This window comes from Pseudomonas morbosilactucae, from assembly GCF_023241665.1.
Classification (GTDB): domain Bacteria; phylum Pseudomonadota; class Gammaproteobacteria; order Pseudomonadales; family Pseudomonadaceae; genus Aquipseudomonas; species Aquipseudomonas morbosilactucae.
Map to the genome: position 1 here is coordinate 1 of NZ_JALQCX010000046.1, position 17,065 is coordinate 17,065.

The 17,065-nt window shown below is 63.3% G+C and carries 14 protein-coding genes, 1 rRNA gene and 1 pseudogene; 6 read left to right on the forward strand and 10 right to left on the reverse strand.

Annotated elements, in window-relative coordinates:
* Positions 1 to 214 precede the first annotated feature (214 nt).
* The 5 genes from M1B35_RS22715 to M1B35_RS22735 form a co-directional block, all read right to left on the reverse strand.
* Positions 215 to 1,135 (reverse strand): LysR family transcriptional regulator, encoded by a 921-nt coding sequence (locus tag M1B35_RS22715; RefSeq protein WP_123328834.1) that lies wholly within the window; start codon positions 1,133 to 1,135, stop codon positions 215 to 217.
* A gap of 192 nt (positions 1,136 to 1,327) precedes the next feature.
* The gene (locus M1B35_RS22720; protein ID WP_268263148.1) at positions 1,328 to 2,194 is read right to left on the reverse strand and encodes an ABC transporter permease; all 867 of its coding nucleotides are present in this window, start codon (positions 2,192 to 2,194) and stop codon (positions 1,328 to 1,330) included.
* Positions 2,195 to 2,227: 33 nt separating this feature from the next.
* Positions 2,228 to 3,088, reverse strand: coding sequence for an ABC transporter ATP-binding protein (locus M1B35_RS22725; RefSeq protein WP_268263149.1), 861 nt, complete (start codon positions 3,086 to 3,088; stop codon positions 2,228 to 2,230).
* 5 nt (positions 3,089 to 3,093) lie between these two features.
* A complete protein-coding gene (locus M1B35_RS22730) occupies positions 3,094 to 4,131 on the reverse strand; it encodes an ABC transporter substrate-binding protein (protein ID WP_279653553.1) in 1,038 nt (345 codons plus the stop codon).
* 27 nt (positions 4,132 to 4,158) lie between these two features.
* Positions 4,159 to 5,055 carry a TauD/TfdA dioxygenase family protein gene (locus tag M1B35_RS22735; RefSeq protein WP_123328830.1) on the reverse strand — a complete coding sequence of 299 codons (897 nt, stop codon included), beginning with the start codon at positions 5,053 to 5,055 and terminating at the stop codon, positions 4,159 to 4,161.
* Positions 5,056 to 5,317: 262 nt separating this feature from the next.
* Here M1B35_RS22735 and M1B35_RS22740 point away from each other — a divergent pair, with 262 nt between their 5' ends.
* On the forward strand, positions 5,318 to 5,656 hold the full coding sequence (locus M1B35_RS22740; protein ID WP_123328829.1) for a tryptophan synthase subunit beta: 339 nt from the start codon (positions 5,318 to 5,320) through the stop codon (positions 5,654 to 5,656).
* Positions 5,657 to 5,668: 12 nt separating this feature from the next.
* Here the strand turns inward: M1B35_RS22740 and lapD are convergent, their stop codons facing one another.
* Both lapD and lapG read right to left on the reverse strand, forming a co-directional pair.
* Positions 5,669 to 7,615 carry a cyclic di-GMP receptor LapD gene (gene lapD, locus M1B35_RS22745; protein WP_268263150.1) on the reverse strand — a complete coding sequence of 649 codons (1,947 nt, stop codon included), beginning with the start codon at positions 7,613 to 7,615 and terminating at the stop codon, positions 5,669 to 5,671.
* Positions 7,616 to 7,629: 14 nt separating this feature from the next.
* Complete coding sequence (gene lapG, locus M1B35_RS22750) at positions 7,630 to 8,322, reverse strand: cysteine protease LapG (protein WP_123328827.1); 693 nt, start codon at positions 8,320 to 8,322, stop codon at positions 7,630 to 7,632.
* Between the two features lie 279 nt (positions 8,323 to 8,601).
* On the opposite strand from lapG, the gene M1B35_RS22755 reads away from it, so the two are divergent.
* Both M1B35_RS22755 and M1B35_RS22760 read left to right on the forward strand, forming a co-directional pair.
* The gene (locus M1B35_RS22755; RefSeq protein ID WP_268263155.1) at positions 8,602 to 9,294 is read left to right on the forward strand and encodes a GntR family transcriptional regulator; all 693 of its coding nucleotides are present in this window, start codon (positions 8,602 to 8,604) and stop codon (positions 9,292 to 9,294) included.
* Positions 9,295 to 9,357: 63 nt separating this feature from the next.
* On the forward strand, positions 9,358 to 10,161 hold the full coding sequence (locus M1B35_RS22760) for a thioesterase II family protein (RefSeq protein ID WP_268263151.1): 804 nt from the start codon (positions 9,358 to 9,360) through the stop codon (positions 10,159 to 10,161).
* Between the two features lie 86 nt (positions 10,162 to 10,247).
* Here the strand turns inward: M1B35_RS22760 and M1B35_RS32350 are convergent, their stop codons facing one another.
* Both M1B35_RS32350 and M1B35_RS32355 read right to left on the reverse strand, forming a co-directional pair.
* Positions 10,248 to 11,033, reverse strand: coding sequence for a methyl-accepting chemotaxis protein (locus M1B35_RS32350; RefSeq protein ID WP_425273439.1), 786 nt, complete (start codon positions 11,031 to 11,033; stop codon positions 10,248 to 10,250).
* Between the two features lie 69 nt (positions 11,034 to 11,102).
* A pseudogene (locus M1B35_RS32355) lies at positions 11,103 to 12,128 on the reverse strand (HAMP domain-containing protein); the annotation flags it as partial.
* Positions 12,129 to 12,447: 319 nt separating this feature from the next.
* Between M1B35_RS32355 and M1B35_RS22770 the strand changes: the two are divergent.
* The 3 genes from M1B35_RS22770 to M1B35_RS22780 all read left to right on the forward strand — a co-directional run bounded on the left by M1B35_RS22770 (position 12,448) and on the right by M1B35_RS22780 (position 16,532).
* Entirely contained in the window at positions 12,448 to 12,948 is a 501-nt protein-coding gene (locus M1B35_RS22770) for a sigma-70 family RNA polymerase sigma factor (protein WP_123328824.1), read from the forward strand.
* 3 nt (positions 12,949 to 12,951) lie between these two features.
* Positions 12,952 to 13,962 carry a FecR domain-containing protein gene (locus M1B35_RS22775; protein WP_268263152.1) on the forward strand — a complete coding sequence of 337 codons (1,011 nt, stop codon included), beginning with the start codon at positions 12,952 to 12,954 and terminating at the stop codon, positions 13,960 to 13,962.
* Between the two features lie 89 nt (positions 13,963 to 14,051).
* Positions 14,052 to 16,532, forward strand: coding sequence for a TonB-dependent siderophore receptor (locus M1B35_RS22780; protein ID WP_268263153.1), 2,481 nt, complete (start codon positions 14,052 to 14,054; stop codon positions 16,530 to 16,532).
* 246 nt (positions 16,533 to 16,778) lie between these two features.
* On the opposite strand, the gene rrf is transcribed toward M1B35_RS22780, so the two are convergent.
* A 5S ribosomal RNA gene (gene rrf, locus M1B35_RS22785) occupies positions 16,779 to 16,894 on the reverse strand.
* Between the last annotated feature and the right edge of the window lie 171 nt (positions 16,895 to 17,065).

The following is a 17,065-nucleotide window of genomic DNA, read 5'->3' on the forward strand; positions in this document are numbered from 1 at the left end:
AGAGGGCTGTAGGCGCTGGCTGGCCAGCGATGGCGTCCGCAAGATCGCTATCGCCGGCAAGCCGGCTCCTACGGGAAGACGATCGCGGCGTCAGAGAAAGGATGGGCAAGCCCGAGGAGGCTGTAGGAGCTGGCTTGCCAGCGATGGCGTCCGCAAGATCGCTATCGCCGGCAAGCCGGCTCCTACGGAAGGTGCCAGAGAGGGCGGGCGGGGCTCAGGTGGGTTGGGCTTCGTGCCAGGTTTCCTGGCAGCAGGTGCGCAGGGTTTCGCGGAACCATTTGTGGGCCGGGTCTTTGTCGTAGCGCGGGTGCCAGGCAGTGGTCAGCATCAGGGTCGGCAGGGCGATGGGCAGGGTAAAGGCCCGCAGGCGCAAGCCCAGGCGGGTCACGCTGAGCAGGGTTTCCTTGGGCACCGGCAGGATCAGGTCCGAGTCGGGCAGCATAAACATCGCGGCATGAAAACTCGGGGCAATCAGCGGCACCCGGCGTTGCAGGCCGAGTTCGGCCAGGGCAGCGTCGATGGGCCCGCGCGCGATACCGCGTCGCGACATGCTGATATGGGGATAGGCGGCAAAGCGCTCGGCGTTGATCTCTTCGTCCAGCAGCGGGTGATCGTCACGGACCAGGCCGACGAAGTGGGTGGAAAACAGGTTCTGCACCTTCACTTCCGGGGTCAGCGGCCGGGTGTTGCTGATGTGCAAGTCAATGCGGCCTTCGCGCAGGGCCTCGTCATCGGCATCGCCTTCAGGGACGAAGCGCAGCTCGCACAGCGGTGCCTGACGCTCCAGGGTGTCGATCAGCCGCCCGCCGTAGACGCCGACGAAAAAGTCGTTGGCACGCACGTTGAAGCGACGCTGCAGGGCATGCAGGTCCACCTGGTCCGCCGAGCGAAACACCAGCGCCGCCTGCTCCACCACGTCCCGCACCTGGCTGCGCAGCTCCAGGGCCTTGGGCGTGGGCACCAGGCCACGGCCGGCGCGTACCAGGATCGGGTCGCCCAGGGCCTCGCGGATGCGGGTCAGGGTGCGGCTCATGGCCGCCGGGCTGAGGTTCATGCGCCGTGCGGCGCCGACCACGCTGCCCTCGTCGAGCAAGGCGTCGAGGGCCACCAGAAGGTTCATGTCCGGGAGTTGCATGCTGAGCACTCGTGGCTGATCGGGAATGATCCGGACGCAATGCTAGCAGGCTTGTCGCTCAGAAAGAGGGCTGCCATGACCGTAGGAGCCGGCTTGCCGGCGAACAGGCCCCCGAGCCGGATGCAAACCTGGAGGACGCCTTCGCTGGCAAGCCAGCTCCTACGGTTGGGGGCGAGTCCGTTGGGGGGCCGTTTAGCGCTGCATGCCCCAGCGTTTGACGGTGACGCGCTCCAGGGTGTCGAACACCAGGTTTTCCACCAGCAGGCCGATGAGGATCACCACCGCCAGCCCGGCGAAGACTTTGTCGGTGTAGAGCTCGTTGCGGTTCTGGAAGATGTACCAGCCCAGACCGCCCTTGCCACTGGTGGCGCCGAACACCAGTTCGGCGGCGATCAGGGTGCGCCAGGCGAAGGCCCAGCCGATCTTCAAGCCGGCGAGAATCGACGGCAACGCGGCCGGAATCAGGATGAACAGCACCAGGCGCAGGCCCTTGAGGCCGTAATTGCGCCCGGCCATACGCAGGGTTTCCGAGACGCCGAGAAACCCGGCGTAGGTGTTCAAGGCCAGGGCCCAGAGCACCGAATGCACCAGCACGAAGATCAGGCTGTTCTGCCCCAGCCCAAACCACAGCAGCGCCAGAGGCAGCAGGGCAATGGCCGGCAGCGGGTTGAACATCGAGGTCAGGGTGCTCAGCAGGTCACGGCCAAACTGGGTCGAGACCGCCAGGGTGGTCAGGGCAAAGGCCAGCACTATGCCGATCAGGTAGCCCTTGAGCAGCACCACCAGGGAAATGCCCACCTTGCCCAGCAGTTCACCGCTGAGCAGTCCGTCGGACAGGGCGCTGGCGGTCTGCAGGAAGCTGGGCAGCAGCAGATCGTTGTTCTGGTAGCGGGCCACGGCTTCCCAGAGCAGCGCCAGCAGCACCAGGATCAGGCTTTTGCGCAGCCAGCCCTGTTGCCAGAGGCGCTGGGCCAGAGGCAACTCGCGCTCCAGGGGGACTTGCAGCAACGGCTCGAGGACAACTTCGTATTCCTCGCGCACGGGGGATGAATGGCTCATCGGGCGTTCCTCGTTCAACGGTGGCCTGACGGCTCAATAGGCGATACGGATATCGGCGAAATCCAGCTCGGTGTCGGTTTCCGGCGACTGGCCTTCATCGAACAATAACCGGTGAATACGCCGTGCGGTCTGCTGGAACGCCACGCCACCGAGGCTTTGCAGGTCGTATTGATGGCTGTGGACTTCCGCCCGTACGCGCCCCGGATGCGGCGACAGCAAGAGGATGCGGTTGCCCACCACCAGCGCTTCTTCAATGGAGTGGGTGACGAACAGCAAGGTGAAACGCACCTCTTCCCAGAGCAGCAGCAACTCTTCCTGCATCTTGCGCCGGGTCAGGGCGTCGAGGGCGGCGAAGGGCTCGTCCATCAGCAGGATTTTCGGTTGCATGGCCAGGGCCCGGGCAATCGCCACCCGTGCCTTCATGCCGCCGGACAAGGTGTGCGGGTAGGCATCGGCAAAGGCCGCCAGGCCCACTTTATCGAGGTAATGCAGGGCACGCTCTTCGGCCTCGCGGCGACCGAGGGTCTTGGACGCCAGCAGGGGGAACATCACGTTCTGCTTCACGGTTTTCCAGGGCGGCAGTTGGTCGAACTCCTGGAACACCACGATGCGATCCGGCCCTGGCTGGTGCACCGCCTGCCCTTGCAGGCGGATCTGGCCCTCGCAGGGTTGGATAAACCCGGCCACCGCCTTGAGCAGGGTGGACTTGCCGCAGCCCGAAGGGCCGAGCAGGACAAAACGATCGCCGGGGTCGATCTCGAAACTCACCTGGTGGGTGGCCCGCACCACGCGCTGCGGGGTGCGGTATTCCAGGCTGACGTTATCCACCGCCAGCAGCCGCTGGGCGGTGGCGGTGAGGTTGCTGACCGTGTGGCCTGGCAAGGGGGCATTCATCGCACTCAGCTCCCTTGCAGCGGCTTGGCGTCCTGGAAGAAGTAGTCCTTCCACGATTCCGGCTTGTTCTTGATGGCGCCGACGCGGTACAGGAACTCCGCCAGCGGGTAGGTGTTTTTCGGCGTCACGCTGAATTCGAACTGCGGGTTGTCGATGATTTTCAGCAGCGCGGCGCGGTCGATCTTGGCCTTGGTCACACGGATGTAAGTGTCGGCGGCCGCGCCTTTGTCGTTCTGGGCGAACTCGGCGGCTTCGGCCAGGGCTTCAACGAAGGCCTTGTAGGTTTTCGGGTTGTCGTTACGGAATTTCTCGGTGGCGAACAGCACCGTCGGCGAGTTCGGGCCCAGCAGGTCGTAGGTGTTCAGCACCACGTGCACGTTGGGGTTCTCCAGGGCCTGGTCCTGGAACGGTGGGTTGGAGAAGTGCCCGGTCAACTCGGTGCCGCCAGCAATCAGCGCGGCGGTGGCGTCCGGGTGAGGCACGGCGATGGTGTACTTATCCAGGCGATTGAATTCCTTGTCGCCCCATTGCTTGGCCGCGGCGTATTGCAGGAAGCGCGACTGCACCGAGACGCCCACCGCCGGCACCGCGATGCGGTCCTTCTCGGTGAAGTCGGCGATGGTCTTGACCTTGGGATTGTTGCTCACCAGGTAGTAAGGGAAGTTACCCAGGGACGCCACGGCCTTGACGTTCTGCCGGCCATGGGTGCGGTCCCAGATGGTCAACAGCGGGCCGACGCCGGCCCCGGCGATGTCGATGGAGCCGGAGAGCAACGCGTCGTTCACTGCCGCGCCGCCGGACAGTTGGGTCCAGTCGACCTTGATGTCGATGCCCTCTTCCTTGCCGTGCTTTTCAATCAGGTTCTGGTCGCGCACCACGTTGAGCAGCAAATAGACGATGCCGAACTGTTCGGCGATGCGAATTTCGCCTTCGGCGTGGGCCGCCGTCGGGGCCACCAGGCTGCCGGCCAGCAGGCTGAAACCCAGGCCGATGGCCGTGGCCAGTTTGCCGAGGCGGGGGATGAAGGGAATGGATAAGGACATGGTGATTCTCCTGCCGTGCCTGGCTGATCAGTAAGGGGCGTCGCCCTGGATGGTGGTTCGATACAGCTTGCGGCGCAGATGGCTCGGGCAACCGGCGGCCAGGTGGATCAGCGAGCGGTTGTCCCAGAACACCAGGTCGTGGGGCTGCCATTGATGGCGGTAGATGTTTTCCGGCAGCACGCTGTGGGCGTACAACTCGCCCAGCAACTGGGCGCTTTCGTCTTCCGGCAGGCCGACGATGCGGGTGGTGAAACCTTCGCTGACAAACAGCGCCTTGCGGCCGTTTTCCGGGTGGGTGCGAACAACGGGGTGCACCACCTCGGCGACCTGGGCCAGTTGCTCCGGGGTCAGGGTCGGGCGCCAGTTGCCCTCGAACTTGGTCTCGCTGTAGCGGGCCGTGTAGGAGTGGGCGGCGCTGCGGCCTTCGACCGCCTTGCGCAGGGCCTCGGGCAGGTTGTCCCAGGCTTTGTGCATGTCGGCGAACAAGGTGTCGCCGCCTTCAGCCGGCAACTCCTGGGCGTGCAGCATCGAACCCAGGCTGGGCAGCTCCTTGTAGGACAGGTCCGAGTGCCAGAACTTGCCAGCGTCACCGAGGCCGATGGATTGGCCGTTCTCGATGATGTTGGAAACGATGAGGATTTCCGGGTGCCCGGCCAGCAGGAACTGCTTGAGCACATGGATCTGCAGCACACCAAAACGGCGGCTGAAGGCGATCTGCTGTTCGGGGCTGATGCGCTGGTCGCGGAAGACCACCACGTGATAGTCCAGGTGCGCACGATGGATGCGTGCAAAGTCCTGGTCGTTGACCGGCCGGGACAAGTCCAGGCCGATGATTTCGGCCCCGACGGCGCCCGTGAACGGGCGAATTTCGAAAGGTTGTGCGGCGATAGGCGCAGCACTTACAGACGCAGATACGACAGACATGACTCACTCCCACGCAGAGCACGCCCACTGGCGCGTGCGTCGATCAGAAACTCACGGAGGCCCCGTGTTGGTTCATTTCGTGCGGCGCGCCGATGGGTCGGCAGGTACGCAGGGAATCGACTTTATAGGTATAAGAACTGAAATTTAAATACCGTTAGTGAATAACGATATGGCAATTGCAACACCGGCTCCGGCTCGCATCGCCACGGTGACCTATGCTGCTGACAGCCTGCCGTCGGGCCACATTCGTGAGGGATTCACTATGTTCTACGTGCAACGCGACGCCCAGGGTCAGTTGGTTCGCGTGGAGGCGGCGGCGTATGCCGGTGCCAGCGAAGTGCTGCCACCCGATCATCCCGAGGTCCAGGCCTGGTACGCCGGCCAGGCGCTGGAGGTGCGCTTGAAGCAACTCAGGCAGAGCGACCTGGAGATGATCCGGGTGCTCGACGACCTGATTCAGGTACTGACCAGCAAAGGCGTGATCCGGGTCACCGACCTGCCGCCGGCGGCCCAGGCCAAATTGATGGACCGCAGCCACGCCCGGGAAGCGCTCGGGGGGCTGGATCAGTTGATCGACGAGGACGAGAGCGGGCTGATCTAGCCCTGCCCCGACTCACCGGTGCCAGGGGGCCGGGTCACCCAGCAGTTGCCCCTGCACGCCAAACAGGCCCATCTCGCAGATCACCTGCAACTCCCCTTCGGTCTCTACCCGCTCGGCGATCAAGGGTAGGTCGATGCTGTGGGCCGCACGCTGGATGGCTTCGATAAACAGGCGTTTGTCGCTCTCTTGGTCGATGGCGCGAATGTAGCTGCCGTCGATTTTCAGGTACGCCAGGCCCAAGTGCGACAGGTTGCCGATCATGCTGAACCGGCCACCAAAGCGCTGCAGGCTGAGGGAGAAGCCCAGCTCCCGCAGACGTCGGGTCAGTTGCTCCAGCGGCCCCTGCTCGGGCAATTGCTCTTCGCCGATCTCCAGGGTCAGGCGCGGCCCCAGCGGTGCGTGCTGGCGCAGGGTTTCCAGGACCTGGCTCAAGGCCTGGGGATCGTCCAGGGTCGCGGCCGACAGGTTCAGGGCCAGGCATTCCTGATGGCCTGCCATCTGCCGCAGCACCTTGTGCAACATCAGCCGGTCCAGGCGCGCGGTCCAGCCGAAGCGATCCAGCCAGGGCAGAAAGCGCCCGGCGGGAATGCTCTGGCCCTGCTCGTCCAAGAGTCGCGACAGCACTTTGTAATGCAGCACCAGGGACCTGTCCCGAGCCGCCACCACGGGCTGGAAGTACAGCTCGAAACGCCCCTGGTCGAGGGCGCTGTCCAGCAGGCTGTGCCAGGCATGGTGATCGTCCCCCAGGCGCAACGAGCTGTGTTCCAGGCAGGCCCAACTGACGTCGCCCTGGGCTTCGGCCTGGGCCAACGCCTGGTCGCCCAGGGCGAGCAGCGTCTGGGGCGAGTCGCCGTGGACAAAGGGCGCCAGGCCAATGGCGGTGACGGGTTGAACATCGCTGGCGCCCGTGGCGTACAGGCTGCGCAAGGCTGCAGCCAGGTGCTGGGCCAGATGCTGGGCTTCGTCGTGCACCAGCCCCGGCGCCAGCACGGCAAACTCACCGCCGCGGATCCGGCTTGCCAGGTTCTGGGTTTCTGGGTGCAGCCGGCATTCGCGCACCAGCAACTCGCCCACGGCCTGCAACAGCTGGTCGGTCTGCTGCCCGCCGAGGCGCTGGTTGAGGCCGGCCAGGTCGTTGACCCGTAACAGCAGCAAGTAACCGGAACTGGCGCGTTCGGAGTGTTGCAGGCGGTCCTGCAACTGCACGTCGAAATAACGCCGGTTGCCCAACCCGGTCAGGCTGTCCTGATAGGACTCGACCCGCAGCTTCTCGCTGCGCTCGGCCTGCTCCTGGAACAGCGCCTTGAGCTTCTCGACCATCTGGTTCATGGCCTGCACCACCCGCCGCAGCTCCGGGGTGCGGGGCAGGTCCGGCAGGCTGAGAAACTCGCGCCGGGCGATGGCGTGGGACTGCTCCACCATGTAGTCCAGGGGCTTGAGCTGGCGCCGCAGGAGCAACGCCCCCAGCACCGCACTGACCGCACCACAGATCAGCAGCCAGCCGAGGCTGCCCAAGGCGCTTTGCCAGAGCTTGGCCACCGCGAACATCGGGTGGCTGAGCACTTCCACCCGAGCCGCCTGCTCCCAGCCGCGACTGACGATGGCATCGCCCCCCGCCGGCTCCAGCCCGATCAGCGCGACAAACCAGCGCGGCACGTTGCTGACCTCGGGCACGCCGCTGCGCTCGACCAGGGTCTTGCCGGTCGCCAAGTCCACCACGCGGATGCTGGCGTAGTAACCACTGTCGAAAATCGAACTGACCATCAGCTCGACCATCGCCGGGTCGTCGATGTTCGGCGTCAGCGACAGGGCCAGCGCCGTGGCCGCGTCCTGGGCATGGGAGCGCAGTTGGTTGACGTACTGGGCCCGCGAGCTTTCCAGGCTGACCATGAAGCTGCCGCTGAAAGCGACCACCAGGAACACGCAGATTGCGATCAACAGTTGTTTGAACAAAGACATCTGGGTTTGTGCTCCTAGTGAGTGATCTCGACCGGGAAACCTTCGGCCTGCATTTTCTTCAACAGGTCCTGCCAGCGAGACAGGCGCTTGGTGTCACCCACCCGCTGATTGCCCTTGGCGCCGGGCAGCCACAGCCCCTCGGCATTGAAGGCGTAGACCGGCAACAGGTCAGTGCGCTGGCTGGCCGGCTGGATATTGTCGACCAGGCTGTCGAGCACCAGGGGCATGGCCTCAGGGCTCGAGTAGTAGGTCAGGACCATGTGCGCGCGGTTCTGGCGCAGGGCCTTGACGTAGGTAATCCGTAGCTTGTCGCTGGCCACCCCGAGATAGCGCAGGCTGAAATACTTGGCGATTGCGTAGTCCTCACAATCACCGGCGCCCTTCCACAAGGCCTCGACCGGCGTGGCCCAGTAATCCACCTGATGCCAGAGGTCGATGTCTTCCTGGTAGCTCAGGTTTTTATTGAAGAACCGGTTGACCACTTGGAGCTGCTCCCCCTCGCCGACCTGCTGTTGCGTGGCCAGCAATTGCTGCCAGGCATCAATCCGCTTCTGTCCTTCCCCCAGCGGCCCGTACAATGCGCCCGCGCGCTGGCTGATCCGGGAGAAATCCCAATCGGCATGCAGCCCCCCCAGCAAGACCCCGGCCAGCAACAACGCTGAAAAGGCCCGGCGCAGGGTTCGAAAAAGAGCCAGACGTGCCGCCAATGGAATGTGTCCGTGGGGTCGTTGGGAACGGCATGGAGGGGGACGCCCGGCACGGCCATCGAGGCTTGGCCGCCGGCACCCGCCCGTAAAGGGAAGCGCTACGCTAAACGATATCAGAGGATAGCTTTCACGCTCGGCCGGTAACGGCACGGGCAGCTGCAAGGGATGAAATGCGGCACTTGATTGCCACAGATCCGTCGTGAGCCGAGTCTTTTGACAAGCCTGTCGGCACTCTCTAGTGTGCATTGGATCCAATTTCCCGAGCAGAGCAGCGCCAGCGTGAAGAAAAAAGCGGCCCCTTTGAGCAAAATTGTTGTCGACGGGCCCATTCCAGCCCATCTGGCCCGTGCCGTGATCGAGGAAACCCTGCGCGCAGCGATCCTCGACGGTCGTCTTCCCAGCGGTATCGCCTTGCGCCAGCAAGACCTGGCCGATCTGTTTGGCGTCAGCCGCATGCCGGTGCGCGAGGCCTTGCGCCAGCTCGAAGCCCAGGCCCTGGTGCACGTCGAGACCAACAAGGGCGCGGTGGTGGCGCCCCTGATCGACTTCGATGCCATCGACACCTACGCCTTGCGCATGCTGTTGGAGCGCGAAGCCCTGCGCCTGTCGATCCCCCATCTGGATGAGCACGATATCGCGCAGGCGCTGGGCTATATCGAAAGCCTGGAACAGGACAACAACCACGCCGAAATGGGCCGCCTCAACCGCCTGTTCCACATGACGCTCTACGGCAAGGCGCCCAACCGCAAGCTGCTGAACCTGATCGAACTGGAGCTGAACCAGGAAGAACGTTTCCTGCGTTTTCACTTGTCCGCCATGGGCCTGGGCAAACTCACCCAGGACGACCACCGCGAACTGCTGGCCGCCGTCGCCGCCAAGGACGTCGAAGGCGCCGTCAGCGTGCTTGAACGGCACCTGCAAAGTGGTGCCACGGCCATCGGCAATTACCTGCGACAGCCACCCCCGGCATGACGCTCGGCAGCCTGGGGGGCCTGAGCCCTACGGGCCAATGTCTCCCAGGCTTGAGGAAGCACTGTGCACCCTGACGATGCGAAATGGACCCTGGTGATCAACTCCGGCCAGCCCAAGGGAATCCGCCTGATCTGCTTCCCCCAGGCCGGCGCGGCGCCGGAGCAGATGCGCAGTTGGGCCGCTGGCCTGGATGACCATATCGAGCTGGTGGTGGTCCGGCTGCCGGGCCACGGACCACGCCGACACGAAGCCCCCTACCCGGACTGGCCGAGCTTGCTGGGCCCGACCTGCGCCGCCCTGCAGCCGCTGCTCAGCCAGCCCCACGCGCTGTTCGGCCATGGCCTGGGCGCGCTGCTGGCCTATGAAGCCGCCAAGTACGCCCAGCAGCACTGCCCAGGGCAAACCCGGCATCTGTTTGTCTCCGGCTGCCGCAGCCCCGACAGCCTGCCGCGCCACCCGTTGCTGCACACCTTGCCCATCGAGGCGTTTCGCGAGGCCATGCTGACCCTGGGGGCCACGCCGTTTGGAGTGCTCAAGGACGCCGACGATGTGCAGCAGTACGAAGCCCTGCTGCGCAACGGCCTGAAACTGTTCGAAACCTGGTACGACACCTCCAGCGATAGCCTGCAGGTGCCGCTGACCGCCTTTTATGGCAATGAAGACCCCGTCGCCGAGGCCAGCCATATGTTGAATTGGTCCGAGTTCACCCAGCGTGAGTTCGAACTGGTGGAAGTGGCCGGCAACCATTTCTTTATCAAGTCCCAGCGCCAGCGCCTGCTGCAACTGATCAACACCCACCTGGGCTTACTCGGCGAACCCGGCCGGCGCCTGGACACCTCCACTCGCCTCGGCACCCACGGGCGCTAGGCACGGCCCGGGCGGTTTATGCCGCCCATGAAAAACCCGCTCTGCCGGATGGCCAGAGCGGGTTCTCGGGGGGTGCCGCCTGGCGATCAGATCTTGAAGCTGTCCACCAGTTGCTTCAGGCGGCTGGCCTGCAGCGACAGGGCATCACAATCCTTCAGGGTTTCATTGAGGTTGGCCACGCCCTGCTGGTTCAGCAGGTTGATTTGGTTGATGTCGACGTTGAGGGTCTCGACCACGGCGGTCTGCTCTTCAGTGGCCGCGGCCACCGACTGGTTCATGCCGTCGATTTCGGTGATGCGCTGGGTCACGCTGACCAACCGCGCACCGGCCTGGTTGGCCACCTCGACGCTCTCTTCGCTGGACACCTGGCTGGCGTTCATCGTCGACACCGCCTCGCGGGAGCCGACCTGCAGCGAGGTGATCATCTTGTGGATTTCCTCCGCCGATTCCTGGGTCCGGTGCGCCAGGTTGCGCACCTCGTCGGCCACCACGGCAAAGCCGCGACCGGCTTCCCCGGCACGGGCCGCTTCGATGGCCGCGTTGAGCGCCAACAGGTTGGTCTGCTGGGAGATGCCTTTGATCACATCGAGGATGTGCCCGATGTTGTCGGTGCTGGCATTGAGGGTTTCGATCTGGGTGCAGGACAGGCTGATTTTCTGCGACAGCTCAGTCATGGCCTGGATGGTCTGCTCGACCACTTGGCGACCGTCGTCGGCCTGCTCGCTGGCGCCGCTGGCGTGTTGCGAAGCGTCTGCAGCGTTGCGGGCGATCTCCTGGGTGGCCGCCCCCAACTCGTTGATCGCCGCGGCCACGCTGTTGGTCCGCGCGCTCTGCTCATCGGAGCCGATGATCGAGGCGTTGGACGAAGCCATGACGCGCTGAGACAAGTCATGCACTTGGCGGGTGGCCGAGGACACTTCGGAAATCGACGCGTGGATACGCTCCACAAACTGGTTGAAGGAGCTGCCCAGTTCGCCGAACTCGTCATTGCTGGCCACGGTCAGGCGGCGAGTCAAATCGCCCTCGCCCTGGGCGATGTCCTGCATGGCGCGGCCCATGGTGGTCAACGGACGCATCAGCACCTGGATCAACAGGCTCAGCAGCACGGCAATCGCAGCCACGGCGATAAACATGGCGATCAGCGCCGAGGTGCGGAACTGGCTCAGGGGGGCGTAGGCTTTGTCCCGGTCGATGGACAGGCCGATGTACCACTGGGCATTCGGCAGGCCGTTGACCGGGGTGAAGGAGAGGATGCGCTGCTGCTTGTTCAGCAGGACTTCCTGGATGCCCTTCTCGATGCGTACGGGAGTGCCCGGGTAGATGTCCTTGAGGTTCTGCATCACCTGGTCTTTATCCGGGCTGACGATCACCTGACCGTCGGCACTCACCAGGAACGCATGGCCGATCCCGCCGAAGTCCACCGAGTTGATGATTTTCACCAGGGTGTCGAGGCTCAAGTCACCGCCCACCACGCCCAACAGCGCACCCTGTTTTTTCACCGGGATGGCGATGGTCACCACCAGGCCGCCAACAGCCGCCGAGTAAGGCGGGGTCAACATGGTCTGGTCGGCACTGACGGCCTGCTTGTACCAGGGACGCTGACGCGGGTCGTAGCCGTCGGGCATCTTGGCGTCAGGGCGCTGAGTGAAGGTGCCGTTGACCTGACCAACGTAGGTGAACTGGAAGTTCGAGGTCAGCGCCGGCTGATCCACCAGCCCGGGGAGGTCGGCATTGGCGCCCTGGTGGGCGACGTTTTGCGCCAGGTTCTCCAGGACCAGGATCCGCCCACTCATCCAGTTCTGCACACTGCTGGAGGTCAGGTCACCGGCCTGCTGAATCGAGGATTCGAGGTTCTGCCGGATGGTGTTCCGCTGCAGGTAGTCGTTGTACAAAGTGAACAACGCAAAAGCCAGAACCACTACGCCTGAGGCGGCCAAAAGGATTTTATGGCTGAACTTAAGATTCATTTAATGGGACTTCTTATGCCGAAGGTGGGGATGCGTTTGGGGTGTCAGGTTCAGTTAACCAGGGTCCAGAAAAGCAGCCTCGTGAGCCGCTCCACTTTGGTGCACGCATGTCTCGTCAGGCTGTCGGCAAAAAGTCGTCAAGCCTTAGGGCTTTATCCGAACTAAATCACCAAACCGACAAAAAACCGCCGAACGGTGCAGCGCAGCCCCCGGGCATGCCTTTTTGATGACGGTCCGTTGGGCGATGGTTGCAAAATCGGCAACCGCTGAAAGACAATGCGAGTAATTATCATTTGTGACCGCCCAGGCAACCGCGCTCATGCCCTCCCCCGAGTTCGCCGTACAGACCCTCTACAGCCACCATCACGGCTGGCTCAACCAATGGTTGCGCTATCGCCTGGGCAACGCCGCGGATGCCGCGGACCTGGCCCAGGACACCTTTGTGCGCCTGCTGCAACGCACCGAGCGCCTGGAGTTGAAGGCGCCTCGGGCGTTTTTGCGCACCATCGCCCGGGGCCTGGTGATCGATCACTGGCGCCGCGAGGAAATCGAGCGCGCCTACCTGGAGACCATTGCCCACTTGCCGGAAGCCGAGGTGCCCAGCGCCGAAGCCCGGGCCTTGGTCATGGAGTTGCTGGAACGCATCGCGCGCCTGCTGGAAGGGCTCAAGCCCAAGGTGCGCAAGGCCTTTCTCCTGGCCCAATGCGACGGCCTGAGCCACAAACAGATTGCCGAGCAGATGGGCATCTCCTTGCGTTCCGTGGAGCGCTACGTGGCCCAGGCTCTCTATCACTGCTACCTGCTGCGTTATGAGGGTTGATGCGTGGATAACCTCTCGCCTCGGCTGCACCTGAACAGCAACCCCGATCACCTGGTGGTCAAGCAGGCCATCAACTGGTTGCTGCGCCTGCGCAACAACGCCGGCAACCGCAAATTGCAGCAGCAATGCGAAGTCTGGCGCGCTGCCCATCAGGAGCATGAGCTGGCCTGGCAGCGGGTGCAGTCGTTGCAAGAAGAACTCAGTGCCAACCTGCGGGCGGTGCCCGGCGCCCAAGTGGCGTTGCATACCCTGGAGAGCAGCAGCCAGCGCCTGGACCGGCGTCAGGCGTTGAAACTGCTCAGTGGCGTATTGCTGATGGGCTCTGCGGCCTGGGTCGGCCGGGACCTGACCAGCTGGGCGCAGTGGAACGCCGACTTCGCCACGGCCACCGGCGAACGCCGCGGTTACCAACTGCCCGACGGCACGCGCCTGGAGCTCAACACCGACAGCGCGGCCGACCTGGACTTCACCGCGCAACAGCGCCTGATCGCCCTGCGCCGGGGGGAAATCATGCTGGCGTGCGGCAGCGATCCACAAACCGTCACCGCCAGGCCATTGCTGGTGCAGAGCCGTCATGGCCTGTTCGAAGGGTTCGACGCGCGTTTTGTGCTGCGTCAGGACCGCGACTGCACGCGCTTGAGCGTAACCGCCGGCAGCGTGGCCATTCATTCGCCCCATGGCGCCGACGGCGTGGCAGCCCGGGTGCAGGCGGGCGAGAGCTATCGGGTCAGTTCGACCGAGGCGCGGCCGGTACCGCCGCAGGACATGGACGTCGGGGCCTGGGCTGACGGCCTGATCGTCACGCGCAACATGCGCCTGCAAGACTTCCTCCAAGAGGTGGGGCGCTATCGCCATGGCTACCTGGCCTGTGCCAAGGACATCAGCGATTTGCGCCTGTCCGGGGTGTTCCGCCTGGAGGACACCGACAAGCTGCTGGCGATCCTGCCGCAAACCCTGCCGGTGCAACTGCGCTATCGCACCCGCTGGTGGGTGACCCTGGAGCGCGTGGTCTGATAGTGAATTTTTTGGCGGGTTTTATCCGTGAGTCCGGCTAGGTCAGTAAGCACCTCCTTCTGCCCGCGACGACTGTAACGGAACCGACCATGACTGCACCCACGCTGCACACCCCGCACACCTTGCGCCAAGCCATTCAGGCCGCGCTGTTTTGCTCGACACTCGGCTTGACCGCCCTAGCCCCTCTGGCCCAGGCGGCGGACCCCAGCCTCAACACCGAGAGCCCCAGCTACAACATCGCCCCTGGCCCCCTCAGCGAGGCGCTCAACCAGTTTGCCCGACAGGCGGGAATTACCCTCTCCAGTACCCCGCAACAGACCAACGACCGGCCGTCGTCCGGCTTGCAGGGCCGCTATTCGACGGAGCAAGGGCTGCGCCAGTTGCTCAACGGCTCGGGCCTGGAGGCGGTCAGCCAGGACGGTAACGGCTACATCCTGCGGGCACTGCCCGAAGAGGCCGCACTGGCGCTGCCGGCCACCGACATCAAGGGGTTTGCCCTGGGCAACGCCTTGGGCAGCATGGAAGGCTACAACGCCACCCACAGCCAGATTGCGACCAAGACCAGTACCGCCTTGCTGGAGACGTCGCAAAGCGTTTCGGTGGTCACCCGCGAACAGATGGACGACCAGGGCTCGCAGACTGTGTCCCAGGCCATGCGCTACACCCCGGGCGTGCTGACCAACCCCTATGGCGCTACCCACCGTTATGACTATGTGGCGATGCGCGGTTTCAACGACGGCTCGGTGGACAATATCTACCTGGATGGCCTGAAATCCATGGGCGACAGCGGCACCTACAGCACCATGCAAGTCGACCCGTATTTTCTCGAGCGGGTGGATATTCTCAAGGGGCCGTCCTCGGTGCTTTATGGGCGCAGTTCGCCGGGCGGGTTGGTAGCGTTGACCAGCAAGAAGCCGCTCTACCAGCCGTTTCATCAGGTCCAGGCCACCGTTGGGACCCAGGGCCAACGCGGCATGGGCTTCGACTTTAGCGGCCCGCTGGATGATAACCAACGCATTGCCTATCGCCTGACAGGGCTTACTGATCGTTCGGACACCCAGTTCGATCACGTCGAGGAAAAACGCTACGCCCTGGCCCCAAGCCTGAGCATCGACTTCAGCGATGACACCTCGCTGACGCTGCAGGCCTATCTGCAACACGACCCCGAGGGCGGTTATCACGGCGGCATGCCGGCCGATGGCACCCTGCACCAGCGCAATGGGCAACGCATCTCCGAACACTTCTTCGAGGGTGAGCCGGGGATCGACGGTTATCAACGTGACCAGCAGTCCTTCGGTTATCAATTCGAGCATCGTTTCAATGATGTCTTCACCGCGCGGCAGAACTTCCGCTACCTCGACTCCAGGGTGAAGCTGGATCAGGTTTACGCCTATGGCTGGAACACAACCAACGGCAACGAGCTGAGGCGTTATTACTCGGGTGGTGACGAGAAACTGCACTCGTTTATCGTCGATAACATGCTGCAAGCGGAGTTCTTGACCGGCGCGACCAAGCACACCCTGCTGCTGGGCGCCGACTATCAACGGCGCAAGACCGTGGTGGACTGGCAAAGCGGGCAACTGGCACCGATCAATGCGTTCGATCCGCAATACGGCAACTCGGCGATCACCTACTTCAGCCCTACTAGCTATGTACGGCGCCAGGAACAGACGGGCGTGTATCTGCAGGACCTGATCGAGATGGATAAGTGGCGCTTCTCCCTCGGCCTGCGCCAGGACTGGGTGGAAACCTCTGATGAGAATCGCATCGCTGAAACCGATCGCCCGCTGGGCACGGAAATCAGCGACCGTCGTACCAAGCTCACCAGCCGTGCGGGCGCGCTCTACCTGTTCGATAACGGCGTGGCGCCTTACATCAGCTATTCCGAGTCGTTCAATCCCAACTCTTACTCCGACAGCGCCGGCAACCCGCTGCCACCCACCGATGGCACGCAGTGGGAGGTCGGGGTGAAGTACCAACCACCGGGGACGGAGAACCTGTTTACCGCGTCGGTGTTCCGTATCGATCAGGAAAACCTGGCGTCGAAGCTGCCCCAGGAGAACTTCTATCGCGCGGTGGGGGCTGTCAGGTCCCAAGGACTGGAGCTGGAAGCGCATATGCAGTTGAGCGATCAGCTCAAGGTTCTGGGCAGCTACACCTTCACCGATATTGAGTACTCGAAGTCGATGGTCAGCACCTTGAGCACTGCCACCCAGATCATCGAGAACCAAGGCAACTCACCCACCCAGGCGTCGCGTCATATGGCGTCGCTGTGGGCCGACTACACATTCGAAAGCGCCGCGCTCGACGGCCTGCGTCTGGGCGGCGGTGTGCGCTATGTGGGCTATAGCTGGGCCGATGCGGAGAACACGCTGAAGGTGCCAGCCTATACCTTGTTCGATGCCTCGATCGGCTATGACCTGGGCAAAGTCGGCCTGAAGGGCGTCGACGTGCGCCTTAATGCCAACAACCTGACCAATGAGTCCTACGTGGCTTCCTGCGCAAGCCTGAACTTCTGCTACCTGGGCGAAGAGCGCAACGTGGCGGCCACGGTCAGCTATCAGTTCTGATCCTTGTCGGTTCCCTCCAAAGCCAGCACCTGTCACCGGGTGCTGGCTTTGTCGTTTCTACAGGAAGGCTTTATGCGGGGGGAGTTGCCCGTACCTGCTGGGTGGATTCTGGGGGGAGTACCGAGCAGGGTGTGTTGACTGCGAGGTGGGTACTGACGGCTGCCTAGTACGTGGATCGCCGTCGAACTTTCTTTCGCGCAAAAACAAAACCCCAATTGCTTTCGCAATTGGGGTTTCGGAATTTAATCTTGACGATGACCTACTCTCACATGGGGAAACCCCACACTACCATCGGCGATGCATCGTTTCACTGCTGAGTTCGGGATGGGATCAGGTGGTTCCAACGCTCTATGGTCGTCAAGAAATTCGGGTACTGAGTCGTGACCAGATGCCTCGCTTCAGCAAATTGGTATGTGATAGCTTTCGGTGTTTTGTGAGCATCTCAACTTTCGGTTCGTTTCGTCTTCACACACCGCAACTCGCTTCTTAAGCAAATTGCTTGGGTGTTATATGGTCAAGCCTCACGGCAATTA

Coding starts and splice junctions, on each gene's coding strand:
- M1B35_RS22715 (WP_123328834.1), bottom strand. CDS start 1,135: ATGCAACTCCCGGACATGAACCTTCTGGTGGCCCTCGACGCCTTGCTC.
- M1B35_RS22720 (WP_268263148.1), bottom strand. CDS start 2,194: ATGAGCCATTCATCCCCCGTGCGCGAGGAATACGAAGTTGTCCTCGAG.
- M1B35_RS22725 (WP_268263149.1), bottom strand. CDS start 3,088: ATGAATGCCCCCTTGCCAGGCCACACGGTCAGCAACCTCACCGCCACC.
- M1B35_RS22730 (WP_279653553.1), bottom strand. CDS start 4,131: ATGTCCTTATCCATTCCCTTCATCCCCCGCCTCGGCAAACTGGCCACG.
- M1B35_RS22735 (WP_123328830.1), bottom strand. CDS start 5,055: ATGTCTGTCGTATCTGCGTCTGTAAGTGCTGCGCCTATCGCCGCACAA.
- M1B35_RS22740 (WP_123328829.1), top strand. CDS start 5,318: ATGTTCTACGTGCAACGCGACGCCCAGGGTCAGTTGGTTCGCGTGGAG.
- lapD (WP_268263150.1), bottom strand. CDS start 7,615: ATGTCTTTGTTCAAACAACTGTTGATCGCAATCTGCGTGTTCCTGGTG.
- M1B35_RS32350 (WP_425273439.1), bottom strand. CDS start 11,033: ATGGCTTCGTCCAACGCCTCGATCATCGGCTCCGATGAGCAGAGCGCG.
- M1B35_RS22770 (WP_123328824.1), top strand. CDS start 12,448: ATGCCCTCCCCCGAGTTCGCCGTACAGACCCTCTACAGCCACCATCAC.
- M1B35_RS22780 (WP_268263153.1), top strand. CDS start 14,052: ATGACTGCACCCACGCTGCACACCCCGCACACCTTGCGCCAAGCCATT.